This window comes from Roseivivax sp. GX 12232 (assembly GCF_021272185.1).
Lineage (GTDB): Bacteria > Pseudomonadota > Alphaproteobacteria > Rhodobacterales > Rhodobacteraceae > Roseivivax.
The window spans coordinates 628,854-653,041 of sequence record NZ_JAJSEC010000001.1 but is presented as its reverse complement, the minus strand read 5'-3'; the positions used below and the strand labels follow the sequence as shown (position 1 = coordinate 653,041).

Annotated in this window: 22 protein-coding genes and 1 tRNA gene; 14 read left to right on the top strand and 9 right to left on the bottom strand. The window is 69.5% G+C overall.

Annotated elements, in window-relative coordinates:
* Window positions 1–247: 247 nt before the first annotated feature.
* Window positions 248–682 carry a peptidylprolyl isomerase gene (locus tag LR948_RS02990; protein WP_232752436.1) on the top strand — a complete coding sequence of 145 codons (435 nt, stop codon included), beginning with the start codon at window positions 248–250 and terminating at the stop codon, window positions 680–682.
* A 364-nt stretch (window positions 683–1,046) separates the two neighbouring features.
* Here the strand turns inward: LR948_RS02990 and metG are convergent, their stop codons facing one another.
* Both metG and LR948_RS02980 read right to left on the bottom strand, forming a co-directional pair.
* The gene (gene metG / locus LR948_RS02985; protein WP_232752435.1) at window positions 1,047–2,759 is read right to left on the bottom strand and encodes a methionine--tRNA ligase; all 1,713 of its coding nucleotides are present in this window, start codon (window positions 2,757–2,759) and stop codon (window positions 1,047–1,049) included.
* A 242-nt stretch (window positions 2,760–3,001) separates the two neighbouring features.
* Entirely contained in the window at window positions 3,002–3,430 is a 429-nt protein-coding gene (locus LR948_RS02980; RefSeq protein WP_232752434.1) for an Lrp/AsnC family transcriptional regulator, read from the bottom strand.
* A 110-nt stretch (window positions 3,431–3,540) separates the two neighbouring features.
* On the opposite strand from LR948_RS02980, the gene LR948_RS02975 reads away from it, so the two are divergent.
* From LR948_RS02975 to LR948_RS02955, 5 genes are all read left to right on the top strand, one after another.
* The gene (locus LR948_RS02975; protein WP_232752433.1) at window positions 3,541–4,683 is read left to right on the top strand and encodes a type III PLP-dependent enzyme; all 1,143 of its coding nucleotides are present in this window, start codon (window positions 3,541–3,543) and stop codon (window positions 4,681–4,683) included.
* A 47-nt stretch (window positions 4,684–4,730) separates the two neighbouring features.
* Window positions 4,731–7,031: a xanthine dehydrogenase family protein molybdopterin-binding subunit gene (locus LR948_RS02970; RefSeq protein ID WP_232752432.1), complete on the top strand. Its 2,301-nt coding sequence runs from the start codon at window positions 4,731–4,733 to the stop codon at window positions 7,029–7,031.
* A gap of 192 nt (window positions 7,032–7,223) precedes the next feature.
* Complete coding sequence (locus LR948_RS02965; protein ID WP_232752431.1) at window positions 7,224–7,691, top strand: CoA-binding protein; 468 nt, start codon at window positions 7,224–7,226, stop codon at window positions 7,689–7,691.
* Window positions 7,692–7,695: 4 nt separating this feature from the next.
* The gene (locus LR948_RS02960; RefSeq protein WP_232752430.1) at window positions 7,696–8,136 is read left to right on the top strand and encodes an FAD-dependent oxidoreductase; all 441 of its coding nucleotides are present in this window, start codon (window positions 7,696–7,698) and stop codon (window positions 8,134–8,136) included.
* Entirely contained in the window at window positions 8,108–8,938 is an 831-nt protein-coding gene (locus LR948_RS02955) for an FAD-binding oxidoreductase (RefSeq protein ID WP_232752429.1), read from the top strand. Before LR948_RS02960 ends, LR948_RS02955 begins: the two co-directional genes overlap by 29 nt.
* Window positions 8,939–8,975: 37 nt before the next feature.
* Here the strand turns inward: LR948_RS02955 and LR948_RS02950 are convergent.
* A tRNA-Tyr gene (locus tag LR948_RS02950) sits at window positions 8,976–9,059 on the bottom strand.
* A 128-nt stretch (window positions 9,060–9,187) separates the two neighbouring features.
* On the opposite strand from LR948_RS02950, the gene rlmB reads away from it, so the two are divergent.
* The gene (rlmB, locus tag LR948_RS02945) at window positions 9,188–9,976 is read left to right on the top strand and encodes a 23S rRNA (guanosine(2251)-2'-O)-methyltransferase RlmB (RefSeq protein ID WP_232752428.1); all 789 of its coding nucleotides are present in this window, start codon (window positions 9,188–9,190) and stop codon (window positions 9,974–9,976) included.
* 131 nt (window positions 9,977–10,107) lie between these two features.
* Here the strand turns inward: rlmB and LR948_RS02940 are convergent, their stop codons facing one another.
* The gene (locus tag LR948_RS02940) at window positions 10,108–10,965 is read right to left on the bottom strand and encodes a DUF2189 domain-containing protein (protein WP_232752427.1); all 858 of its coding nucleotides are present in this window, start codon (window positions 10,963–10,965) and stop codon (window positions 10,108–10,110) included.
* A gap of 514 nt (window positions 10,966–11,479) precedes the next feature.
* Between LR948_RS02940 and LR948_RS02935 the strand changes: the two genes are divergently transcribed.
* Both LR948_RS02935 and LR948_RS02930 read left to right on the top strand, forming a co-directional pair.
* Window positions 11,480–12,574 (top strand): carboxynorspermidine decarboxylase, encoded by a 1,095-nt coding sequence (locus LR948_RS02935; RefSeq protein WP_232752426.1) that lies wholly within the window; start codon window positions 11,480–11,482, stop codon window positions 12,572–12,574.
* Between the two features lie 38 nt (window positions 12,575–12,612).
* Window positions 12,613–13,857, top strand: coding sequence for a saccharopine dehydrogenase family protein (locus tag LR948_RS02930; RefSeq protein WP_232752425.1), 1,245 nt, complete (start codon window positions 12,613–12,615; stop codon window positions 13,855–13,857).
* A 294-nt stretch (window positions 13,858–14,151) separates the two neighbouring features.
* Here LR948_RS02930 and LR948_RS02925 read toward each other — a convergent pair whose 3' ends face one another.
* Window positions 14,152–14,862 (bottom strand): DUF4336 domain-containing protein, encoded by a 711-nt coding sequence (locus LR948_RS02925; protein ID WP_232752424.1) that lies wholly within the window; start codon window positions 14,860–14,862, stop codon window positions 14,152–14,154.
* Window positions 14,863–14,869: 7 nt separating this feature from the next.
* Window positions 14,870–15,877 carry a GTP 3',8-cyclase MoaA gene (gene moaA, locus LR948_RS02920; protein ID WP_232752423.1) on the bottom strand — a complete coding sequence of 336 codons (1,008 nt, stop codon included), beginning with the start codon at window positions 15,875–15,877 and terminating at the stop codon, window positions 14,870–14,872.
* A 76-nt stretch (window positions 15,878–15,953) separates the two neighbouring features.
* Here moaA and LR948_RS02915 point away from each other — a divergent pair, with 76 nt between their 5' ends.
* Window positions 15,954–16,445, top strand: coding sequence for a D-galactarate dehydratase (locus LR948_RS02915; RefSeq protein ID WP_232752422.1), 492 nt, complete (start codon window positions 15,954–15,956; stop codon window positions 16,443–16,445).
* A 209-nt stretch (window positions 16,446–16,654) separates the two neighbouring features.
* On the opposite strand, the gene glmS is transcribed toward LR948_RS02915, so the two are convergent.
* Window positions 16,655–18,472 carry a glutamine--fructose-6-phosphate transaminase (isomerizing) gene (gene glmS / locus LR948_RS02910; protein WP_232752421.1) on the bottom strand — a complete coding sequence of 606 codons (1,818 nt, stop codon included), beginning with the start codon at window positions 18,470–18,472 and terminating at the stop codon, window positions 16,655–16,657.
* Window positions 18,472–19,827, bottom strand: coding sequence for a bifunctional UDP-N-acetylglucosamine diphosphorylase/glucosamine-1-phosphate N-acetyltransferase GlmU (gene glmU / locus LR948_RS02905; RefSeq protein WP_232752420.1), 1,356 nt, complete (start codon window positions 19,825–19,827; stop codon window positions 18,472–18,474). Before glmU ends, glmS begins: the two co-directional genes overlap by 1 nt.
* 107 nt (window positions 19,828–19,934) lie before the next feature.
* On the opposite strand from glmU, the gene LR948_RS02900 reads away from it, so the two are divergent.
* Together LR948_RS02900 and LR948_RS02895 are read left to right on the top strand one after the other, a co-directional pair.
* Window positions 19,935–20,603 carry an HAD-IA family hydrolase gene (locus LR948_RS02900; RefSeq protein WP_232752419.1) on the top strand — a complete coding sequence of 223 codons (669 nt, stop codon included), beginning with the start codon at window positions 19,935–19,937 and terminating at the stop codon, window positions 20,601–20,603.
* Window positions 20,604–20,644: 41 nt separating this feature from the next.
* Entirely contained in the window at window positions 20,645–21,832 is a 1,188-nt protein-coding gene (locus LR948_RS02895; protein ID WP_232752418.1) for a DegT/DnrJ/EryC1/StrS aminotransferase family protein, read from the top strand.
* 258 nt (window positions 21,833–22,090) lie between these two features.
* On the opposite strand, the gene LR948_RS02890 is transcribed toward LR948_RS02895, so the two are convergent.
* On the bottom strand, window positions 22,091–22,561 hold the full coding sequence (locus LR948_RS02890; RefSeq protein WP_232752417.1) for a pyridoxamine 5'-phosphate oxidase family protein: 471 nt from the start codon (window positions 22,559–22,561) through the stop codon (window positions 22,091–22,093).
* Between the two features lie 137 nt (window positions 22,562–22,698).
* On the opposite strand from LR948_RS02890, the gene LR948_RS02885 reads away from it, so the two are divergent.
* Both LR948_RS02885 and LR948_RS02880 read left to right on the top strand, forming a co-directional pair.
* Window positions 22,699–23,862, top strand: coding sequence for an isovaleryl-CoA dehydrogenase (locus LR948_RS02885; protein WP_232752416.1), 1,164 nt, complete (start codon window positions 22,699–22,701; stop codon window positions 23,860–23,862).
* A complete protein-coding gene (locus LR948_RS02880; protein ID WP_232752415.1) occupies window positions 23,862–24,185 on the top strand; it encodes a hypothetical protein in 324 nt (107 codons plus the stop codon). Before LR948_RS02885 ends, LR948_RS02880 begins: the two co-directional genes overlap by 1 nt.
* Window positions 24,186–24,188 lie beyond the last annotated feature (3 nt).

Genomic DNA, 24,188 nt, shown 5'->3' with positions numbered 1-24,188 from the left:
CCGGCCGGGCAAGATGACGGCCGGTCAAGCCTTGGTGTGCATGTCGCGCCGGTCACACCCCGCATCGGGGCCGCCCCGGCGTCTGGACAGGAGCAACACGCAGCCCGCACCGCCAGTTCCCGGCAGCGAATTCGCCGCGCCCCCTTTCATTCGCAAGCCGGAATCCTTAGTATTTGCGCCAAGTGGCGAGAACCTGCCCAGCTGCGGCCTCGCCGAAACCCACTCCCAGAACAGAATTGGATGTTCCATGACCGAGGTGAAAACCGGCGACACCGTTCTTATTCATTATACCGGAACCCTGACCGATGGCTCGACCTTCGATTCGAGCGCCGGCCGGGACCCGCTCGAGTTCACCGTGGGCTCGGGCCAGATCATTCCGGGCCTCGACAAGGTACTGCCGGGCATGACCGTCGGCGACAAGAAGTCGGTCGAGATCCCCGCGGACGAAGCCTATGGCCAGCGCCAGGACGAGGCCTTCCAGGCCGTCCCGCGCGAGCAGATCCCCGAGGATATCCCGCTCGACATCGGCACCCAGCTGCAGGTGCAGACGCCGAACGGCCAGGTGATGCCGGTGACCGTGGCGGAGGTGAACGACAGCGAAGTTACGCTCGACGCGAACCACCCCCTTGCAGGCAAGGACCTGAACTTCGATATCGAACTTGTCGAGATCAAGGCAGCCTAAGCCGAGATCCAAGACAAACCTCGAAGGCGCGTCCCCATAGCGGGGCGCGTCTTTTTTTTGTTGGTTTTTGGCAGTTTGGTGGGTCCGGGCCGCCTGCGGCGCCCCGGACCGGGGGGCTCTGCCCCCTCAGCGGGCGTGCCGCCCGCATTCACCCCCGAGGTATTTTTGCCAACCTGAAGCAGGTGGGGTGGGGTGCGGGTGGGGTGTGCTGCGCTTTAAGTTGAGGCGGGCGCGGGTTGGGCGCGCGCGCGTTTTGTCCGGCGGCGCGCGGGTTGTGAGGTCGGGGTTTGGGCGTTGGGACCGAGAGGGCGCGCGCGGGGCCGGGCTTGTGAGCGGGGCCCGGCGCACGCCGGAGTGGCCTTTGTCAGTCCCGGCGGCCGGAGAAGCGCGCTTGCCAGTCCTCGCGCTCGGCGTCGGTGATCTTGCGGAAGGTCACATCGGGCACCGTGAAGGCGTGGCCGGGCGCGAGCGCCTGCAGCGCGGCGTCGACATCCTCGGGCCAGGCGGCCTCGGGGTCCTGCATGGCCTCCAGCAACTGGGCGGCGGCATCGGGGATGAAGGGCTCGGAGAGCACCGCGAAGAGCCGGATCAGGTTCAGCCCGAGGCGGATCTGCATGGCCGCCTGCGCGGGGTCCTCCTTGAAGGTGGCCCAGGGCGCGGCCTCCTGCAGGTATTCGTTGCCGAGCACCCAGATCCCGCGCAGCGCCATGGCGGACTTGCGGACCTCCATGGCCTCCATCTGGCGGGTATACTCGCCGAGCTTCTCCTGCAGGTCGGCGACGAGCTGGCGTTCGCGCTCCGTGAAGGCGCCGCCCTCGGGCACCTGCTCGCCGAACTTCGAGCGGCAGAACTTCGTCACCCGGCTGGCGAAATTGCCCAGGACATCGGCGAGGTCCTTGTTCACCGAGCTCTGGAAGTTCTCCCAGGTGAACTCGGCGTCGGAGCTTTCGGGGGCATGGCTCAGGAGCCACCAGCGCCAGTAGTCCGCCGGCAGGATCTCGAGCGCCTGGTCCATGAAGACGCCGCGGCCGCGCGAGGTGGAGAACTGCCCGCCCTCGTAGTTCAGGTAGTTGAACGACTTGATGTAGTCGACGAGCTTCCAGGGCTCGCCCGAGCCGAGGATCGTCGCGGGGAAGGACAGCGTGTGGAAAGGCACGTTGTCCTTGCCCATGAACTGGGTGTAGCGCACGTCCTCGGCGCCCGCGTCGGTGCGCCACCAGCGCTGCCAGTCGGTGCCCTTGCCGGCCTCGACCCATTCCTGGGCGCTGGCGATATATTCGATCGGCGCGTCGAACCAGACGTAGAAGACCTTGCCCTCCATGCCCGGCCAGTCGGCGTCGCCGCGTTTGACCGGGATGCCCCAGTCGAGGTCGCGGGTGATGCCCCGGTCCTGCAACCCGTCGCCGTCGTTCAGCCATTTCTTGGCGATCGAGGTGGTCAGCACCGGCCAGTCGGCCTTGCCGTCGATCCAGGCCTCGAGCTCGTCCTTCATCTGCGACTGGCAGAGGAAGAGATGCTTGGTCTCGCGCATCTCCAGGTCGGTGGCGCCCGAAATCGTCGAGCGAGGATCGATCAGGTCCACCGGGTCGAGCTGCTTGGTGCAATTGTCGCATTGGTCGCCGCGGGCGCTCTCGAAGCCGCAGTTCGGGCAGGTGCCCTCGATGTAGCGGTCGGGCAGGAAGCGGCCGTCCTGCGGCGAATACATCTGCGTCTCCGAGACCTCGCGGATCAGCCCCGCCGCGTCGAGCCGCCCGGCGAAATGCTGGGTCAGCGCGTGGTTCTGCGGCGAGGAGGAGCGCCCGAAATGGTCGAAGGAGAGGCGGAAGCCCTCGGCGATGCGGGACTGCACTTTGTGCATCTCGGCGCAATAGTCGGCGACCGGCTGGCCGGCCTTCTTGGCGGCGAGCTCGGCGGGGGTGCCATGCTCGTCGGTGGCGCAGAGGAAGAGCACCTCGTGGCCGCGCGCGCGCTGGTAGCGGGCGAAGAGATCGGCGGGCAGCTGGCTGCCCACGAGATTGCCGAGATGCTTGATCCCGTTGATGTAGGGGATCGCGGAGGTGATGAGATGTCGCGCCATATGCGCCCCTTGTCGCTGGCCGGGGTATCGGGTTCGGCGCTCCTCCTAGCGGATGCTTGGCCGGGTGAACAGAGGGGGCGGGGGGTGTGGTGGTGTGTGGTGGGGGGCTTGGGCTGTCCGGCGCGGGAGCGGGCTGGAGGGCTTGAGCTTGCGGGTGGGGGTGTCGGGCCGGGGCGTTCCCGAGGGCGGAGCACGGCCTTTGGCGACCCCGACCCAAAATCGACGCCAGCCGGGCGCGCGCCCTACCGCGCGATCTTCGTCGTCAGGTGGATCAGGCTCTCCGAGGAGCGAACCCCCTTCGCCTCGCCGATCCGGTCGAGCAGGGCGTCGAGCGCCTCGGTGGTCTCGGCGGTGACCTCGACCAGGAGGTCGGTCCGCCCCGAGGTCGTGGTCGCGCGCATCACCCCGGGCAGGGCGCGCAGGCGCTGGATCACGGCGGGCTCGGCGCGGGGTTCGACCGAGACCAGGACCGAGGCGGTCAGCGCCGGGGTCAGCCCCGGGCCCTTGCGGATCGTGTAGCCGCCGATGGCGCCGCCGCGCTCGAGCCGGTCGAGCCGGGCCTGCACGGTGGTGCGTGCGAGCCCCGTCGCCCGCGCGAGCTTGGCCACCGGGGCGCGGGCGTTCTCGGCCAGGAGCGCGATGAGCTGCCGGTCCATGTCGTCAATCTGCATGATTCACCCTGAGATCTGCCCAAAATCTTTCTCACTCTGCAGGAAGTGCCAAGTGAAAGCGACGAAATTCTGCCCGAGACTGAAGGCATAACGACAGGCAGGAGGCAGCTTTGGTCCGGCAGGAACGCATCTTTTCCGACGAGGCGGCGCATCTCGCCGCGACCCGGCCCGAGGGGCCGGTGCTCTACTTCCGGCCGGGCGCACTGTCCGCGCGGGCGCGCGCCTTCCGCGCGGGTTTCCCCGGCGAGGTGACCTATGCGGTCAAGGCCAACCCGGCGCGCGCGGTGCTGGAAACCCTGGCCGCCGAGGGCATCGCGGCCTTCGACGTCGCCTCGCCCGAGGAGATCGACTGGCTCGCCTCGGTGCTGCCGGGGGCGGCGCTGCATTACAACAACCCGGTGCGCGCCAAGGCCGAGATCGCCCATGCCCGGCGGCTCGGGGTGCGCTCCTGGTCGGTCGACCGGCCGGGCGAGCTGGCGAAGCTGGGCGCGTTGCGCGGCCAGGAGGTCAGCGTGCGGCTGAAGCTGCCGGTCAAGGGCGCGGCCTATGACTTCGGCGCGAAATTCGGCGCCGATCCCGAGGCGGCGGTGCTGCTGCTGGTCGCCGCCGCCGAGGCGGGCGCCCGGCCTTCGATCTGCTTCCATCCCGGCACCCAATGCGCCGATCCCGCCGCTTGGGTCGCCTATATCGAGGCCGCCGCGCGCGTCGCCCGCGAGGCCGGCGTGCGGCTCTCCCGGCTGAATGTCGGCGGCGGCTTTCCGGCCGCGCGGGGCGGGGCGGAGCCCGACCTCGGCGCGATCTTCACCGCCATCGGGGAGACGGTCGCCCGCGCCTTCGGGCCCGAGGCCCCGGCGCTTCTCTGCGAGCCCGGGCGGGCGCTGGTCGCCGATGCCGCTTCGCTCGCGGTGCCCGTGAAAGCCACCAGCGGCGCCTCGGTCTTCCTGGCCGACGGGATCTACGGCCACCTGGCCGAATGGCGCGACCTGAGCGCTGGGGGCGGGGTCACCTGCCTCAGCCCCGAGGGCCCGCCCCGCCAAGGCCCGATGCGCCCGCGCATCGTCTTCGGGCCGACCTGCGACAGCCTCGACCGGCTGCCCGAACCCTTGCCCCTGCCCGAGGACCTGGCCGAGGGCGACTACCTGGTGATCCCCGGCATGGGCGCCTATTCGAGCGCCATCGCCACCGCCTTCAACGGCTATGGCCGCGCCGAGACCGTGACCCTCAGCGGCGCGGGCGGGCCCACTGGACACTGAGGCGCGGGGCCTTAAGGTCCGGGCGAGATCAACGCCCGGAGGCCCCCATGGAGAAGTTCGGCAAGAGCCAGCCCGTCACCCGCCGCGAGGACCTGCGGCTGCTTACCGGGGCGGGCCGCTACACCGATGACACGGTGCCCGAGGGGGCGCTTTACGGCGTCTTCCTGCGCGCGCCGGTGGCGCATGGGCGCCTCACCGCGCTCGACATCGAGGAGGCGCAACAGGCCCCGGGCGTCCGCCTCGTGCTGACCGCCGAAGACCTGCGCGCGGCGGGGGTGACTGAGGGGCTCTTCACCGTCATGGTCAAGAACCGCGACGGCAGCCCGGGCATCGCGCCGCGGCGCCCGATCCTGGCCGAGGGCCGCGTGCGCTTCGTGGGTGAGCCTATGGCGCTGGTGGTGGCCGAGACGCTCGACGCGGCCAAGGATGCCGCCGAGCTGATCATGCCCGAGATCGAGGATCTGCCCGTCCACCTGGAGATGGCGCCGGGCGGCGAGCCGCTGCACGCCGAGGCCCCCGACAACCGCGCCTTCACCTTCGGGCTCGGCGACGAGGAGGCCGTGAGCGCCGCCTTTCAGCGCGCCGAGCATGTGGTCGACCTGGAGGTCGAGGACAACAAGATCATCGCCAATGCGCTCGAGGGCCGGGCCTGCACCGCCTCCTGGGACGGGGCGCGGCTCAGCTTCGATATGTCGAGCCAGGGCGTCTGGACCCACAAGAGCCAGCTCGCCAAGGTGCTGGGCCTTGCCGAGGACGCGGTGCATGTCACCACCGGCGACGTCGGCGGCGGCTTCGGCATGAAGACCATGGTCTACCCGGAGTATTTCGTCGTCGCCCAGGCCGCGCGCATGCTGGGCGCCACGGTGCGCTGGGCCGCCGAGCGGGGCGAGGGGATGCTTTCCGACAACATGGGCCGCGACCTGGTCTCGCGCGGGCAGCTCGCCTTCGACGCCGACCACCGGATCATCGGCTACCGCGTCGACACGCGCTTCAACCTCGGGGCCTATGCCAGCCAGTTCGGCCCGCTCATGCAGACCCAGCTCTTCAGCCGGGTGATGACCGGCGTCTATGACGTGCCCGCCGCCTACCTGCAGTCCGAGGCCTTTTTCACCAACACCTGCCAGGTCGACGCCTATCGCGGCGCCGGCCGGCCCGAGGCGATCTACGTGCTCGAACGCATGATGGACCGCGCCGCCCGCGAGCTGGGCGTGAGCCCCTGGGAGCTGCGGCGCCGCAACTTCATCCCGGTCGAGGCCTTCCCCTACAAGACCGTCCCCGGCGAGACCTATGACGTCGGCGATTTCGCCCGGGTGCTGGCCCATGCCGAGACGGCGGCGGATCTGCCCGGCTATGACGCGCGCCGCGCGGCCTCCGAGGCCAAGGGCCGGCTGCGTGGCCAGGGGCTGGCCTGCTACATCGAGGCGATCCTCGGCGCCCCCGACGAGGGCGTGCGCGTCGAATTCGAGGAAGCGGGCGCGGTGATCTACGTCGGCACCCAGTCGAACGGCCAGGGGCACGAGACCGTCTATGCGCAGTTCCTCTCGGACCAGAGCGGCATCCCGGTCGAGAAGATCCGCGTCGTGCAGGGTGATTCGGACCTCATCGCGCGCGGCGGCGGCACCGGCGGCTCGCGCTCGGTCACGGTGCAGGCCAATGTGACGCTCAAGGCGGTCTCGGACATCGTCAACGCCTTCTCGGGCTTCCTCGCGCGGGAATTCGACGTGCCCGAGGACCAGGTCAGCTTCGACGACGAACGCTTCCGCATCCCCGGCTCGAACGAGACGCCGGGGCTTCTCGAGGTGGCCGAGATGGCCCGCGCGAAGGGCGAGACGGCGCTTCTGAGCTTCTCCGCGCATGAGGCGCTCGAGGCGCGCAGCTTCCCCAACGGCTGCCATGTGGTCGAGGTCGAGATCGACCCCGACACCGGCGAGGTGGAGATCGACCGCTACCAGGTGGTCGATGATTTCGGTAATCTCATCAATCCCTTGCTGGTCGAGGGCCAGGTCCACGGCGGGATCGCCCAGGGCGCGGGCCAGGCGCTGATGGAGCGGGTCGTCTACGACGAGACCGGCCAGCTTCTGACCGCCTCCTTCATGGATTACGCCATGCCGCGCGCGACGGATCTGCCCTTCTTCCGGTTCGAGACCGAGCCGGTGCCCTCGACCGCCAACCCGATGGGCATGAAGGGCTGCGGCGAGGCCGGCACCGTGGGCGCGCTTGCCGCGGTCTCCAACGCCGTGCAGGATGCCCTCTGGGAGCGCGGGGTGCGCCAGGCCGACATGCCCTTCACCCCGCATCGGGTCTGGCAGATGTTGCGGACCGAAGCAGCGGCACAGGCGGCGGAATGAAAAAATCGGAAACTGCAACCCTTTTGTTCACGCTTTCGCGACCGGGCTACAAACTGTGACTTTCGCGCCCACATTATTAGAAGGCTCGCAGGCTCGGAACGCCTGCGACACCTTCACTGTCCCTCGTTCCGTGACTGGCGTCCGGGCTTTGGCCCGGGCGCCTTTTTCCGTTCCGGGCCTCGGGAGGACGGCATGAGCTATTCCGACGCCTTCCTGCGCGACGTGCTGAAGCGGACCCGGGTGATCGCGATGATCGGGGTCTCGCCGAACCCGGTGCGGCCAAGCCATTACGTCGGGCGCTACCTCTCGACCAAGGGCTTCGAGGTGCATCCGGTCAATCCCGGCCACGCGGGCAAGACGCTCTTCGGTCGCGAGGTCGCGGGCGGCATGGCGGATGTCAGCGCCGAGATCGACATGGTCGACATCTTCCGCCGCTCCGAGGCGGTGCCCGGCATCGTCGAAGAGGCGCTGGAGCGTTTCCCGAAGCTGCGCACCGTCTGGATGCAGATCGGCGTGGAAAGCCCGGAGGCCGCCGCCAAAGCCGAGGCCCGCGGCATCGACGTGATCCAGAACCGCTGTCCGAAGATCGAATACCAGCGGCTCTTCGGAGAGCTGCGCATGGGCGGCTTCGCGACCGGCGTCATCTCCTCGAAGCTCTGATCCCATGCGGGTGGTGGTCATCGGGGCCGGGATCGTGGGCGTCTCATCGGCGCTCTGGCTGCGGCGCATGGGCGCCGAGGTCACGCTGATCGACCGGGACGCGCCGGGGCAGGGGGCCTCTTTCGGCAATGCCGGCGTGCTGGCAGCCTCGGCGGTGCGTCCCTCGATCGACGCGGGCGCGATCCGGGCGGCGCCGGGCATGCTGCTCGACCGCGACAAGCCCTTGTTCCTGCGCTGGTCCTACCTGCCGAAGCTCCTGCCCTGGCTCCTGCGCGCCGCGCGCCACGCGGGCCGGGCCGAGGTCGCGCGCATCGGCGCGGCGCTGGGCGAGCTTGTGACCGATGCGGTCGCCGCGCATGAGGCGCTGGCCCGGGGCACCGAGGCCGCGGCCTATCTCGCGCGTTCGGATTACGTCTATGCCTACCCGGACGCGCGGGGCCTATGAGGCCGACCGCGCCGCGCTCGAGATCAAGGCGCAGGCCGGGTTCCGGCATCTGCGCATCGCGGGGAGGGATGTGCGCGACTACGACCCGGCGCTGGGGCCGGGGCTGGGCTGCCTCGCGGTCCTGAAGGATCACGGCTTTGTCGCCGACCCCGGCGGCTATGTCGCGGCGCTGGCCCGCGCCTTCGAGGCCGAGGGCGGCAGGCTCCACCGGACCGAGGTCGACGCGCTGCGCATCGAGGATGGCGCCGTGTCCGGGGTCATGGCCGGGGGCGAAGCGCTCAGCGCCGACCGGGTGCTGGTCACCGCGGGCGTGGGCGCGCGGGCGCTTCTGGCGGGACTGGGCCTCACGCTGCCGCTCGAAAGCGAACGCGGTTACCACTACCAGCTCGCCAGCGGTGACGGCGGCCCGCGCCAGCCGCTCATGGTCGCCGAGGGCGCCTTTGTCGCGACGCCCATGGCCGCGGGCACCCGGCTCGCCGGTGTCCTGGAGTTCGGCGGCACCGAGGCGGGCCCGTCCGAGGCGCCTTTCGCGCTGATCCGCAAGCAAGGCGCACGGGCTTTCCCCGGGCTCGACTGGCAGGGCGCGACGCGCTGGATGGGTCATCGCCCCGGTCTGCCCGACAGCCTGCCGCTTCTGGGCGAGGTCGGGCCGAAGGGTCTCTGGGCCGGGGTCGGGCATCACCACGTCGGGCTGACGGCGGGCCCGAAGACCGGGCGGCTCCTGGCCGAGGCGATGCTCGACCGGCGGCCCAATATCGACCTCGCGCCCTACGGCGCGGCGCGCTTCGGCCTGACCCGCTGAGCGGCGGAACAAGGTGCCTGAAAAGGAAGGGGGGAAGTGGTGGGCGACCCTGGAATCGAACCAGGCGTGGGTCTCCCCGGCGGATTTACAGTCCGCTGCCGCACCTTGCAGCTCGTCGCCCGACACCGGGCTGCCCCGGCGCGTGGTGGGTCGAATACAGATGGCCCAATTTCCCGTCAACCGGAAAATCCCTTGCTTTGGCCCGCGGGTTTCGACAGGGGAAAGGCCTTAACGCGAAGGGCATGAGCGATGGCGAAGAAACCCCGCTGGGTGATCGAGAAGGAACAGGCGCGCCGGGCTTCGGCGGGCGAAACCGTCTGGCTTTTCGGCCTGCACGCGGTGCGCGACGCGCTGGAGAATCCCGCGCGCGAGAAGCTGCGCCTGGTGCTGACGCCGAACGCCGCGGAGAAGCTGAAGGAGGCCCTGGCGCAGGCCGGGATCGAGCCCGAGATCAGCGATCCGCGCAAGTTCGCGGCACCGCTCGATCCGGGCTCTGTGCACCAGGGCGCGGCGCTCGAGGTGAAGCCGCTCGATTGGGGGCCGCTTGTCGAGGTGGCCCAGGGCGACGGCACACGCCCGCCGCGGGTGGTGTTGCTCGACCGGGTGACCGACCCGCATAACGTGGGCGCGATCCTGCGTTCCGCCGAGGTTTTCGGCGCCCGCGCGGTGATCGGCACGAAGCATCATTCCGCGCCCGAGACCGGCGCCCTGGCCAAGACCGCCTCGGGGGCGCTCGAACGCCAGCCCTACCTGCGCGAGGTGAACCTGGCCCGCGCGATGGAGCAGCTGAAGGACATGGGCTACCTGGTGCTCGGCCTCGACGGCACCGCCGAGGTCAGCCTCGAGGTGGCGCTGGAGGAGGCCGGCGACCGCGCCGTCGCCCTGGTCCTCGGCGCCGAGGGCCCGGGGCTGCGCCCCAAGACCCGTGAGACCTGCGACGCGCTGGTACGCATCGACTTCGCCGGCGGCTTCGGCTCGCTGAACGTCTCCAACGCCGCCGCCGTGGCGCTTTACGCGGCGCGGGCCGGGACGCGGTAAGCTGCTGCTCGGCGGGCAGGGCGGTCATCGGATCGCGGGCCCGCCGCTAAAGAATGGGGCGCGCCGGGTCTGCCCGAGCGCGCCCCTTCACTCTCTAGCGGTTCCCCGAAACCGGCCGCACAACCCTCCGCTCAGAAGCGCACCGCGCGGCGGTAGAGGTGCCAGGTCGCATGGCCCAGGAGCGGCAGCACGATGATCAGCCCGATGAAGGCCGGGATCGAGCCCAAGACCAGGAGCGTGGCGACCATGGCGCCCCAGGTCATCATCATCCGCGGATTGGCGCGGAACACCTTGTAGGAGGTGGCGATGGCCGCCGGCACGCCGATGTTGCGGTCGAGCAGCAGCGGGAAGCTCACCGCGCTGGTCACCAGGACCGCCAGCGCGAAGACGAAGCCCACCGCGATGCCGATCACCATCATCGCCCAGCCCGCGCCTGTCGTCAGGACCGCGCTGGCAAATTCCGCGATCGAGGCCGGCGGCACCGGGCCGAGGGTCAGCGCCCAGATCGCATGGGCGGTCAGGAGCCAGGCCAGGAAGAGCGCCGCGAGATAGAGCCCCAGGACCACCATGGCCCCGAAGTTCGGCGAGCGGATAACGTTCAGCGCCGCCAGCCAGGAGACCTCCTGTCCGGCCTCGCGCTGGCGGCTCACCTCGTAGAGCCCGACCGCCGCGAAGGGGCCCAGGAGCGCGAAGCCCGCCGCCACCGGGAAGAGGATCGGCAGCATGTTCATGTTGAGCCCGAGGGCCGCCAGCATCAGCCCCATGGCGGGATAGATCAGGCAGATGAACATCACGTCGGTCCGCGCCGCGGCGAAATCCGCCCGGCCCCGTCGCAGCGCCTCGCGCAGGTCCTCGTGGGTGAGGGCCCTGACCCTGGGCGTGACATGCTCCTGCCCGCCGATGCGCTCGACCGTCTGGGTGACATGACCCGCCGCATCGGCCAGGCCGTGCATCGTCCATGACAGCGGATTTCCGATTGTTTTGACCATAGGGCATCCTCCGATGTGCCAGCCACATCCGGGAGAAGACCACCATCGCCCGGTAGGCCGGACCGCGTCCCTTAACGCTATGAAAACGGTAGCAGAGAAGCGGGGCGAGTTCACTCACGAATGCGACATCCCGCCGCGGGTGTGGGTTTTCGGTGCGGGGGAAGGCGGTTGGTGGGGTGGTGCTGTGTGGATCGGGCTGAGGGTGAGTGGCCCAGGGCCGGGGGGCGCGGAGAGCCAATCGCTCCGCCCGGCTCACCTCGGAGCGTAGGCGGCGGAGCATAAGACCCAGCCCCACGCCGGACCGCGCCACACTCCACCCGTCACCGCCACCCACCAGCGCCCGCACCCCGCCACGCGCATGGCACGGGGTTTGCGCAAACCACCACCCGGTCCGCCCGCAGGGAGCCTCCCCAACAGCCATATCCCCCGCCATTCCCCGCAGTTTCTTGCCCCCCGCGGCACGGGGACTTATATGGCGCGCAACGCCGCGGCAGCGAGGAGGGGAGAGCGCCCGATGCAGACGCCCTATTACCTGATCGACAAGGCCCGACTTCAGCCCAACATGGAGAAGATCGCCTGGCTGCGCGAGGCCTCCGGGGCCAAGGCGCTCTTGGCGCTGAAGTGCTTTGCCAGCTGGGGCGTCTTCGACTTCATGCGCGAGTATATGGACGGCACGACCTCGTCCTCGCTCTTCGAGGTGAAGCTCGGCGCCGAGACCTTCGGCAAGGAGACCCATGCCTATTCCGTGGCCTGGGCCGAGCACGAGATCGACGAGGTGCTCTCGGTCTCCGACAAGGTGATCTTCAACACCGCGAACCAGCTCCGCCGCTTCGAAGGTCGCAGCGCCGGGCACACCCGCGGGCTGCGGGTGAACCCCGGCGTCTCGACCTCGGATTTCGACCTCGCCGACCCCGCGCGGCCTTTCTCGCGGCTGGGCGAACATGCGCCCGAGGACATCGAGCCGGTGGCCGATCTGATCTCGGGCTTCATGTTCCACAACAACTGCGAGAACGCCGATTTCGCCCGGTTCGACGCCATGCTCGACCAGATCGAGGCGCGCTTCGGCCATCTGATCCGCAGGATGGACTGGATCAGCCTCGGCGGCGGCATCCATTTCACCGGCGAGGGCTATCCGCTCGAGCAGCTGGCCGAACGGCTGAAGCGCTTTGCGGGCGAGAACGAGGTGCAGGTCTACCTCGAGCCCGGCGAGGCGGCGATCACCAATTCGACCTCGCTCGAGGTGACGGTGCTCGACACGCTGCACAACGGCAAGAACCTCGCCATCGTCGACAGTTCGGTCGAGGCGCATATGCTCGACCTCCTGATCTACCGCGAGAGCGGCAAGATGCTGCCCGACGCCGGCCCCGAGGAATGGATGATCTGCGGCAAGTCCTGCCTCGCCGGTGACATCTTCGGCGAGTTCCGCTTTCCTCAGGCGCTGTCGCCGGGCGACCGGCTGTCGATCGCCGACGCGGGCGGTTACACCATGGTCAAGAAAAACTGGTTCAACGGCGTGAAGATGCCCGCCATCGCCATCCGCGAGCTCGACGGCACCGAGAGGCTGGTGCGCGACTTCGGCTACGAGGATTTCCGCGCCGCGCTCTCCTGAGCGGGGCAAACCCACCCGAGACGACAAGGGGGACCGCCATGACGGATTCCGTTCTCATCATCGGCGCCGGCGGCGTCGCGCAGGTCGTGGCGCATAAATGCGCGCAGAACAACGATATTCTGGGCGACATTCATATCGCGTCGCGGACGCTCTCGAAATGCGAGGCGATCATCGACAGCGTGCGCGAAAAAGGCGCGATGAAGACCGATCGGGCGCTCTCGGCGCATGAGATCGACGCCCGCGACACACCCGCCGTGGCGCAGCTCATCCGCGACACCCGCGCCGAGATCGTGATCAACGTGGGCTCGGCCTTCGTGAACATGTATGTCCTCGACGCCTGCATCGAGACCGGCGCGGCCTATATCGACACCGCGATCCACGAAGAGCCCGACAAGATCTGCGAGACCCCGCCGTGGTATGCCAACTACGAGTGGAAGAAGCGCGACCTCTGCGCCGAGAAGGGCGTGACCGCGATCCTCGGCGCGGGCTTCGATCCGGGCGTGGTGAACGCCTTCGCGCGCTTTGCCATCGACCGCATGGACGAGGTCCGCTCGATCGACATCGTGGATGTGAACGCGGGCTCGCACGGCAAGTATTTCGCCACCAACTTCGACCCCGAGATCAACTTCCGCGAGTTCACCGGCACGGTCTATTACTGGGAAGACCGCCAGTGGAAGGAGAAGTCGATGTTCGAGAGCGGGCGCGACTGGGACCTGCCGGTGGTCGGCAGCCAGCGCGCCTACCAGTCGGGCCACGACGAGGTGCATTCGCTGGCGACCAACTATCCCGAGGCCGACGTGCGCTTCTGGATGGGCTTCGGCGATCACTACATCAACGTCTTCACCGTGCTGAAGAACATCGGGCTTCTCTCCGAGCAGCCGGTGACCCTGGCCGAGGGCCAGGAGGTGGTGCCGCTGAAGGTGGTGAAGGCCTGCCTGCCCGATCCCTCGAGCCTGGCGCCTGACTACACCGGCAAGACCTGCATCGGCGACCTCGTGCGCGGGGTGAAGGACGGCGAGGAGGTCGAGCTCTTCGTCTACAACGTCGCCGACCACAAGGAAGCCTACGAGGAAGTGGGCAGCCAGGGCATCTCCTACACCGCAGGCGTGCCGCCGGTCGCGGCGGCCATGCTGATCGCCCAGGGCGATTGGGACGCCAAGACCATGAAGAACGTCGAGGAGCTGGACCCCAAGCCCTTCTTCGAGGTGCTCGACCGCATCGGCCTTCCGACGCGGATGCAGATCGGCGGTCTCGGCGGCGAGGACCGCGCCTGGAACGAGTGAGAGGCGCCCCGCGGCGGGCCGGGCCTGACGCCTGAAAGGGTGAGGGCCGGGCCGTCGCGGGGATTGTTTTGGCAGGAGGGCTTTGGCCTTTGCGGGCTGGGGCCGGGCGTCTAGGGCAGACGGTCACGGGGCAGCGGGCGAAGCCCGCGGGCCGTCCTTCAGGTCTTTGAGGTTAAGCCTTCGCGCTACCCTTCGGCGCGCTAGGGCTCTTCGCCTGCGCCACCCTTCGGCCCCCGAGGGCTATGCCCACAGCGCCTAGCCCCCTCCGGCCGGCGCCTCAGCGCCCGCCCCGCCTCACTCCCGCATCAGCCAGCGGAAGGCCCGGGCGATCTCGGCCTGCGCGCCGCTGTGGATCACCGGCCCATGCGCCATGACCAGCCGCTCGGCGGGCCAGGCCAGGACCGTCTCGAGCGCGCGGCGCGCGGCCTTGCGGTCGCCGAAGGTGCTGCGGAACTTGCGAGGCACCTCGGGATGCGCCCCGGTCATCAGGTCGAGCTTGGCCACCTGCCGGCGCCAGCCGGTGAACCAATCCTCGGGAAACTGCTGGATCAGATCGGTGAAGATCACCGTGCCGCTGGGGTGGTGGAAGGCCACGACCTCGTCGGTGATGGCATTGCCCTCGATCACCTGCAGCGAGATTTCTCCCGCCCAGGCGGCGGGCGGCTCTTCCAGCGCGCCCGAGAAGGGCAGGTCGCCCCGCATCTCGGCCAGCCGCGGCGGGGCCAGAAGCGCCGCCTGTGGGGCCGCGCCGATCCACTGGTCGATGAAACTGTCGTGCAGCGTGTTCGGCGCCACCAGGTAGCGCAGCCGCCCCAGCGCCCGGAGCGCGTCGTGCAGCGCGCTGGAATAGGCCACCGGCGACCAGAGCACCAGTTCGCCCGAGGCCAGCCGGATCACCGTCATCCGGGTCGGATAGGAAAAGCCCACCAGCGCGGTGAGCACGGGCCCCTCGGCGACCCAGATCTCCGGGCCGATCTCGTTCAGAAGAGAGGCGCTGTCTTTCACCGCAAGGTCAGCCGCCCGTATGGCTCATGTGGCGCGACACCCGCCCGTCGACGGATTGGCGCGAATAATCGAAGTCATGCCCGCGCGGCTTGCGGTCGATCGCCGAGCGGATCGCCGCCTCCAGCGGCGCGTCGTCGCCGGGATGGTTGCGCAGCGCGCTGCGCAGATCGGCGTTGTCCTCCTGGCCGAGGCACATGAACAGCTCGCCCGTGCAGGTCAGCCGCACGCGGTTGCAGCTCTCGCAGAAGTTATGGGTGAGCGGCGTGATGAAGCCGATCTTCTGGCCGGTCTCCTCGAGCCGGACGTAACGCGCCGGCCCGCCGGTGCTCTCGGGCAGGTCGGTCAGCGTGTACTCCTCGGCCAGCCGCGCCCGCAGGTCGGTGAGCTTCCAGTACTGGTCGATGCGGTCCTCGTTGCCGATGTCGCCCATCGGCATGACCTCGATCCAGGTCAGGTCCATGTCGCGCTCGGCCGCCCATTCGGTCATCGGGAAGAGCTCGTCCTCGTTGAAGCCCTTGAGCGCCACGGCGTTGATCTTCACCCGCAGGCCTGCGGCCTGGGCCGCGTCGATGCCGCGCAGCACCTGGGGCAGGCGGCCCCAACGGGTGATGTCGGCGAACTTGCCCTCGTCGAGCGTGTCCATCGAGATGTTCACCCGGCGCACGCCCGCGTCATAAAGATCCTTGGCAAAGCGCTCGAGCTGGCTGCCGTTGGTGGTCAGCGTCAGCTCCTTCAGGTCGCCCGCGTCGAGATGCCGGGTCATGGCGCGGAAAAACGTCATGATGTCGCGACGCACCAGCGGTTCCCCGCCGGTGATGCGCAGCTTCTCGACGCCGAGCCGCACGAAGGTCGAGCACATGCGATCGAGCTCTTCCAGCGTCAGAAGCTCCTTCTTGGGCAGGAACTGCATGTTTTCGGACATGCAATAGACGCAGCGGAAGTCGCATCGATCGGTGACCGAGACGCGCAGGTAGCTGATCGGACGATGGAACGGATCGATGAGCTTGGGAGTCATGGTGAGACCCTAGTAATTCGCGGTCACGCGGGCAAGTATCCGCGGTGAGTCACAGGCACGACAAAGGTCTATCCACATGCAGTCCATCCGCATCGCATCGCTTCTCTGTGCCGGCCTCCTGGCGGGCTGTTCCCAGGTCGAGGGCTTCGGCGCCTCGGGCGCCGGGGGCAGCGCCGGGGCCTCGGCCGAAGCGGGCGCCGAGGCGCAGAGCCCGGCCCGCGCCGCGCCGCCCACCGGGGCGGCCAGCGCCGAGGCCTTCGACACCACCAGCGAAGAGGAGCGCGCCGCCGCCGCCGCGCCCGGATCGGCCGGGGACAGTGCGCTTGGCACGGTGGTGGTCTCGCTCGGGGCGCCGGCGGAGCCGGGGTTCTGGCTCGAGACGCCGCTGGTCGACGCGGTGACGCCGGGGCGGGTGGAACTGGCCGACGGCACCTCGGCCCAGGTCGAGCTGCGCCCCGCGCCCGAGGGCAGCGGCAGCCGCCTCTCGCTGCCCGCGATGCGGCTTCTGGGCGTGGCGCTGACCGATCTGCCCGAGGTCACGGTCTACACCCGCGCCGAGGGCGCGTAAGGCGGGGCTTGTCAGGGGCAGGGCGAGCGCGTTGCGCTGTGGACCCATACCGAGACGCCCCTCCGTGCGGTCGAAAGGCCGAGCGGAAAGGGCGGTAGGGCCGCCCCGCCAAGCCCCTGGCCCCGCAGATGAAAAAGCCCCTGTCGCATCCCACGGCGCCAGGGGCTTTCCTTGTCTCTCAGAGGCCAGAGCCCAGAGGCCCCCCGGCCTCACTCCACCGTGACGGATTTCGCCAGGTTGCGCGGCTGGTCCACGTCGGTGCCCTTGGCCACCGCCGCGTGATAGGCCAGGAGCTGCGCCGGCAGCGCGTAGAGGAGCGGCGCCAGCACCTCGGAGACCTCGGGCAGCACGATGCTGCGCCAGACGTTCTCGGCGGCCTCGGCGGCGCCCGGCGCATCGGTCACCAGCAGCACCTGTCCGCCGCGCGCCATGACCTCCTGCATGTTCGACACGGTCTTGTCGAAGAGCGAGTCGCGCGGCGCCATGACCACCACCGGCACGCTGTTGTCGATCAGCGCGATCGGCCCGTGCTTCAGCTCGCCCGAGGCATAGGCCTCGGCGTGCACATAGCTGATTTCCTTGAACTTCAGCGCGCCTTCCAGCGCCAGCGGATACATCAGCCCGCGCCCCAGGAAGAGCACGTCGCGGGCCTCGACCATGTCGCGGGCGGCCTCGGCGATGCTGGCGTCGCGCTCCAGAGCCACGTTGAAGACGCCGGGCAGGGCGCGCAGGTCGGCGAGGTGCCGGGCCTTCTCCTCGGGGGTCATGCGCCCGCGCTGCACCGCCGCCTCGAGCGCCAGGAGCAGCAGCACGTTGAGCTGGCAGGTGAAGGCCTTGGTCGAGGCCACCCCGATCTCGGCGCCGGCATGGATCGGCAGGGCCACGTCGCTTTCCCGCGCGATCGAGCTTTCCTGCACGTTGACCACCGACAGGATCCGGTCGGCGCGGTCGCGGCAGTAGCGCAGGGCGGCCAGCGTGTCGGCGGTCTCGCCGGACTGGCTGACGAAAAGCGCCGTGGTGCCGGGGCTGATCGGCGGCTCGCGGTAGCGGAACTCCGAGGCGATATCGACCTCGACGGGCAGGCCCGCGAGCTTCTCGAACCAGTATTTCGCGGTGAGGCAGGCGTAGAAGGCGGTGCCGCAGGCGACCATGGTCAGCCGCTCGACCCGGGTCAGGTCGAGCCCGCCCTCGACCAGGTTGATATGGTCGCCGTCGAGATAGGCGTTGAGCGCGCTGGCCAGCACCGTCGGCTGTTCGGCGATTTCCTTGGCCATGAAATGCTTGTGGCCCGCCTTGTCGACGCGGGCGGCGTCGATCCGCACCTGTTTGACCGGGCGGTTCACCAGGTTGCCGGCCTCGTCGCGGATCTCCACGGTCTCGCGGGTCAGAACCGCGCGGTCGCCTTCCTCGAGGTAGGTGATCCGGTCGGTCAGCGGCGCCAGCGCGATGGCGTCGGAGCCCACGTAGACCTCGCCCTCGCCGTGGCCGACGGCCAGCGGGCTGCCCTTGCGGGCGGCGACCATGAGGTCCTCCTGCCCGTCGAACAGGAAGACCAGCGCGAAGGCGCCTTCGAGCCGGGCGATGGTGGCCTCGGCGGCGGCGACATGGTTCATCCCGCCGTCGATGTATTTCTGGCAGAGCATCGCCACGGTTTCGGTGTCGGTCTCGGTGGTGAAACCGCGGCCGTCCTCGGCCAGCTCGGCGCGCAGGGCGCGGAAGTTCTCGATGATGCCGTTGTGCACCACGGCGACCGGCCCGGCCTTGTGGGGGTGGGCGTTGACCTCGGTCGGCGAGCCATGGGTGGCCCAGCGGGTGTGCCCGATCCCGGATTTGCCCGGCAGCGGGTCGTGGACCAGGAGGTCCGAGAGGTTCACCAGCTTGCCCACCGCGCGGCGGCGGTCGAGCGTGCCGTCGTGCACGGTCGCGATGCCGGCGCTGTCATAGCCGCGATATTCGAGGCGGCGCAGCGCCTCGACCAGAACGGGCGCGACCTCATGGCGGCCCAGGACTCCAATGATCCCGCACATCAGCGTGCTCCTTCCTGAAGTTTGCGCTTCTTGGCCCGCAGCATCTCCATCAGACGCTTGCCGTAGCCGGGCTTGGTGTCCTGGCGCGCGCGGGCGAGCGCCAGCGCGCCGTCGGGCACGTTCTCGGTGATGACCGACCCCGAGCCGGTCAGCGCCGCGTCGCCCACGCTGACCGGGGCGACCAGCATGGTGTTGGAGCCGATGAAGGCCCCCGCGCCGATCGAGGTCTTGTGCTTGAAGACCCCGTCGTAATTGCAGGTGATCGTGCCCGCGCCGATGTTGGCGCCGGCGCCGATCTCGGCGTCGCCCAGGTAGCTCAGGTGGTTGGCCTTGGCGCCCTCGGCCAGCGAGGCGTTCTTGATCTCGACGAAATTGCCGACATGCACGTCCTCGGCCAGCTCGGCGCCGGGGCGCAGGCGGGCATAGGGGCCGACCACCGCGCCGCGCGAGACATGCGCCCCTTCGAGGTGGCTGAAGGCGCGGATGTGCGCGCCGCTTTCCACGGTGACGCCGGGGCCGAAGACCACGTTGGGCTCGATCTCGGTGTCGCGGCCGATGACGCTGTCGAAGCTCAGGAAGACGGTGTCGGGGGCCTGCATCATCACCCCGTCACCGATCAGCACGGCGCGGGCGCGGGCCTGGAAGGCGGCCTCGGCCTCGGCCAGCTCGGCGCGCGAGTTGATGCCCAGGGTTTCGGCCTCGGCGCAGGTCACCGCGGTGGCGCTGAGGTTCTCGGCGCGGGCCAGCGCGACGATGTCGGTGAGGTAATATTCCCCCGAGGCATTGTCGTTGCCGGTCTTGCCGATCAGCCCGAAAAGCGTCGCGCGATCGGCCGAGAGCACGCCCGAGTTGCACAGCGTGATGGCGCGTTCGGCCTCGGTCGCATCCTTGAACTCGACGATCTTCTCGAGGTGGTCGCCGTTGGTGACGAGCCGCCCGTAGCGGCCCGGGTCTGCCGCCTCGAAGCCCAGGACCACCACGTCCGAGCGCCCGCGCGCCTCCGCCATGGCCTCGAGCGTCTCGTGGCTGATGAAGGGGGTGTCGCCGTACAGCACGATCACGTCGCCGTCGAAATCGGCCAGCGCCGCCTCGGCCTGGGCCACGGCATGGCCGGTGCCCTTCTGTTCGGACTGGATCACCACCTCGCAGTCGGGGTCGTAGTCCCGCGCCGCCTTGGTGACCGCCTCGGCGCCATGGCCCGCGACGACGATGCAGCGCTCGGGCTCGAGGCTGGCGCCGGCCTGCATCGCGTGATGCAGCATCGGCGCGCCGCCGATCTTGTGCAGGACCTTGGGCAGGTCCGAGTCCATCCGGGTCCCCTTGCCGGCGGCCAGAATGACGAGGGCAATGCTCATAAAAAATCTCTTTGCTTTGACACCGGGCCCGTTTTAACCGGACGGCTCATGGCAGCAAGGCATTCTCCATCACGGGTTGTGTCGGGCTGTGACAAGAGGGCGGAAACATGCGCACGGTGATCTTCGACCTGGACGGCACGCTGGCCGACACGAGCGGCGACCTGATCGCCGCGGCCAATGCCTGTTTCGCGGAGATGGAACTCGCCGCGCGGCTCGACCCCGAGGGCGACGCGCTGACCGCCTTCCGCGGCGGGCGGGCGATGCTGCGGCTGGGTCTCGAGCGCGCCGGCAGCTCGGATGAGGCCGAGGTCGACCGCTGGTATTCGCGCCTGCTGGAGCATTACGGCGCGCGCATCGCCGTCCACACCACGCTTTATCCAGGCGCCATGGCGGCGGTGGAGCGGCTGGCGGCCGAGGGCTTCGCCGTGGGGATCTGCACCAACAAGCCCGAGGCCCTGGCCGAGGCACTCCTGCGTGAACTGGGCGTACGCGGGGCCTTCGCCTCGCTCATCGGGGCGGACACGCTGCCGGTGCGCAAGCCCGATCCCGCGCCCCTGCACGCGGCCATCGCCGCCGCCGGGGGCACGGCGGGGCGCGCCTGCCTGGTCGGCGACACCGAGACCGACCGCGAGACCGCCCGCGCGGCGGGGCTGCCCTCGATCCTGGTGGGCTTCGGCCCCGAGGGGCGCGGCATCTCGCGGCTCCTGCCCGAGGCGGTGATCGACCATTTCGACGAGCTGCCCGCGACTGCAGGCCGCCTGCTCGGCGCCGCATGAGCGATTGACGCGGGCTGCGTTTGCGCGTGTTCTCGGGCGCCATGAGCGACAGGTTTACCGGCAATTTCACCCAGCAAGAGGCCATCCCCGAGGAAGGGATTGAGGCCGCGCTCGCGGTTCTGCGCCACGGGCGGCTGCACCGCTACAACCTCGCCGAGGGCGAGCTGGGCGAGGCCGCGCTTCTCGAACAGGACTTCGCAGCGCTGACCGGCGCGCGCTACTGCCTGGCGGTGGCCTCGGGCGGCTACGCGCTGGGCGCGGCGCTGCGCGCTCTGGGCGTGGGGCCGGGCGAGCCGGTCCTGACCAATGCCTTCACGCTGGCCCCGGTGCCCGGCGCCATCGCCGCGCTGGGTGCCCGGCCGGTCTTCGTGGAGACCACCGAGGAGTTGACCATCGACCTCGACGACCTGGCCGAAAAGGCGGGCGAGGCGCGGGTGCTGATGCTCTCGCATATGCGCGGCCATATCGCCGACATGGACCGGCTGACCGAGGTCTGCCGCGAGGCCGGGCTGATCCTCGTGGAGGATTGCGCCCATACCATGGGCGCGCGCTGGAACGGTGTGCCCTCGGGGCGGCACGGGGTGATCGGCTGCTATTCGACCCAGACCTACAAACACGCCAATTCCGGCGAGGGCGGGCTCTTGATCACCGACGACGAGGGGCTGGCGGCGCGGATGATCCTGCTGTCGGGCAGCTACATGCTGTATGAGCGCCACCTCGCCGCGCCGGGGCCCGAGGCTTTCGAGAACCTGCGCTACGAGGTGCCCAACATCTCGGGGCGGATGGACAACCTGCGCGCGGCGATCCTGCGCCCGCAGCTCTCGCGGCTCGAGGCGCGGGCGGCGGACTGGCTGGAGCGCTACCGCGCGCTCGAGGCCGGGCTCTGGGGCGCGCCGGGGATCACCCTGCCGCATCGCCCCGAGGCCGAGGCGTTCGTCGGGTCGAGCTTCCAGTTCCTGGCGCTGGACTGGCCCGAGGACCGGCTGGCCGAGCTGGTGAGCCGCGCGGGCGCGCGGGGCGTGGAGCTGAAGTGGTTCGGCGCCGAGACGCCGCGCGGTTTCACCTCGCGTTACGATCACTGGCACTACGCCGCGCCGCTGCCGCTCCGGCGCACCGACCGGGTGCTGAAGGGGCTGATGGACCTGCGGCTGCCGCTGACCTTCACGGTCGAGGACTGCCAGCTCATCGCCCGCATCCTGCACGAGGAGATCGCCGCGTTGGCGCCGTGATGGGCGGTTGTGGGAGCGGAGAGATGGGCGGGGCAGGGCATCTGCCCGGCGGCTGGTGGTCGCGTATCCGGGTGCCAGACTGACGGTGCGCCCCGCGTTGGCAGCTCTCCCGCGCCGAGGTCCGCCAACCAAGGCCGGCTGAGAAAGCCGGACGGTCCCGGCCCCCTTCAGCGCCAGCCCGCACACCCTCTTCCCCCTAATGAAAAAGCCCGGTCGCGCCGGACCGGGCCTTCTCTCTGAACCATTCAGCGGCGGCGATCAGAACGCCAGCCGGCCGTGCTCGCCCGCGTCGGGCGTGTGGTTGGAGACCTGCGCGCGGGCGATCTCGTAGAGGAACCCGGCCGATTTCTCGGTCGCCCAGACCTCGCCTTCGTGCGGGGTGAACTTCACCAGGCGCACCGCCTCGTCGTTGCGGCCGTCCTCGAACCAGGCCCCGGCCACGGCGCTCCAGATCTCGTCGAGCTTGTCGCCGTCGTCGACGATGGTGATCTTGCCGTCGAGGTTGGCATAGAGGTTCGCCTTCGGATCGGCGACCTGGAAGCTCGCGTCGTCGCCGCTGTGCCCGGCGCGATCGGCGGCCGAGCCGCGGGCGGTGATGAACCACAGTGCCTTCTCGTCGCGGTCGGCATGCGGCGCCATGGGCACCGGGCGCTCGCCGGCGGCCGAGAGCAGCCCCGCCTGCACGTCATCCATGCGTTTCCAGAACATATCCTTGAGGTCGGTTGCCATGTGGAAATCCTTTCGATCAGGTGCTTCCCATGCAACCCTGCCCCCGGGGCCGAGGTTCCGGGGCCATTGACGGGACCGGGGCCGGGGGAGTAGGGAATAGAACGGTTGTTCAATAAATGCCGGGAGGAGGCAGGCCGATGTTCAACGCGGTGATGAAGTTCGACCTGGGCGAGGATGTCGACGCCCTGCGCGAGACGGTGCACGGCTGGGCGCAGGAGCGGGTGAAGCCGCTGGCCGCCGAGATCGACCGGACCAATGCCTTCCCCAACGAGCTCTGGCGCGAGATGGGCGAGCTGGGCCTTCTGGGCGTGACCGTCGAGGAGGAGTTTGGCGGCGCCGAGATGGGCTATCTGGCCCATACCGTCGCCATCGAGGAGGTGGCCCGCGCCTCGGCCAGCGTCTCGCTGTCCTACGGGGCGCATTCCAACCTCTGCGTGAACCAGATCCGGCTCAACGGCAACGAGGAGCAGCGCAAGCACTACCTGCCGCGGCTGGTCTCGGGCGAACATGTCGGCGCGCTGGCCATGTCCGAGGCGGGCGCGGGCTCGGATGTCGTCTCGATGAAGCTGCGCGCCGAGAAGCGCAACGACCGTTACGTGCTGAACGGCTCGAAATACTGGATCACCAACGGCCCCGACGCCGACACGCTGGTGGTCTATGCCAAGACCGACGCCGACGCGGGCTCCAAGGGCATCACCGCCTTCCTGGTCGAGAAGGAGATGAAGGGCTTCTCCACCAGCCCGCATTTCGACAAGCTCGGGATGCGCGGCTCGAACACCGCCGAGCTGGTCTTCGAGGACGTGGAGGTGCCCTTCGAGAACGTCCTCGGCGAAGAGGGCCGCGGGGTGCAGGTGCTGATGTCGGGGCTCGATTACGAGCGCGTCGTGCTGGCGGGCATCGGGCTTGGCATCATGGCCGCCTGCCTCGACGAGATCATGCCCTATTTGGCCGAGCGCAAGCAGTTCGGCAAACCCATCGGGTCGTTCCAGCTCATGCAGGGCAAGATCGCCGACATGTACACGGCGATGAACTCGGCGCGCGCCTATGTCTACGAGGTCGCCAAGGCCTGCGACCGCGGCGAGGTCACCCGCCAGGACGCCGCCGCCTGCTGCCTCTATGCCTCCGAGGAGGCGATGAAACAGGCGCATCAGGCGGTGCAGGCCATGGGCGGGGCGGGCTTCATGAACGAGACCCCGGTGAGCCGCATCTTCCGCGACGCCAAGCTCATGGAGATCGGCGCCGGCACCTCCGAGATCCGGCGGATGCTGGTCGGCCGAGAGCTCATGGCGGCGATGGGGTGATGCCCAGATGGGCCCTGTTCCTGCCCTTCGCGCTGATCGTCGCGCTCGCCGGCCTCTTCGGCTGGCGGCAGGGCTGGCTCGTGGCCAATGTCTCCGAGACCGAGGTGATCGCGGCCTATGCCGAGCGCTACCTGGCCGACCGGCGCGCGGCGGGCACCGGGCCCGGGGCGCCGTCGGACTGCCGGGCGCGGCCCGCGCCCGAGGGGGCGGGCTGGCTGGTGGTGATCTGCGGGTCCGAGCCGCACGACCCGGCGCGGCACTACACCTATTACGTCAACCGCTTCGGCGGGCTGGAACGCCAGGTCGGGCCGGAAGGCGGCTGAGCT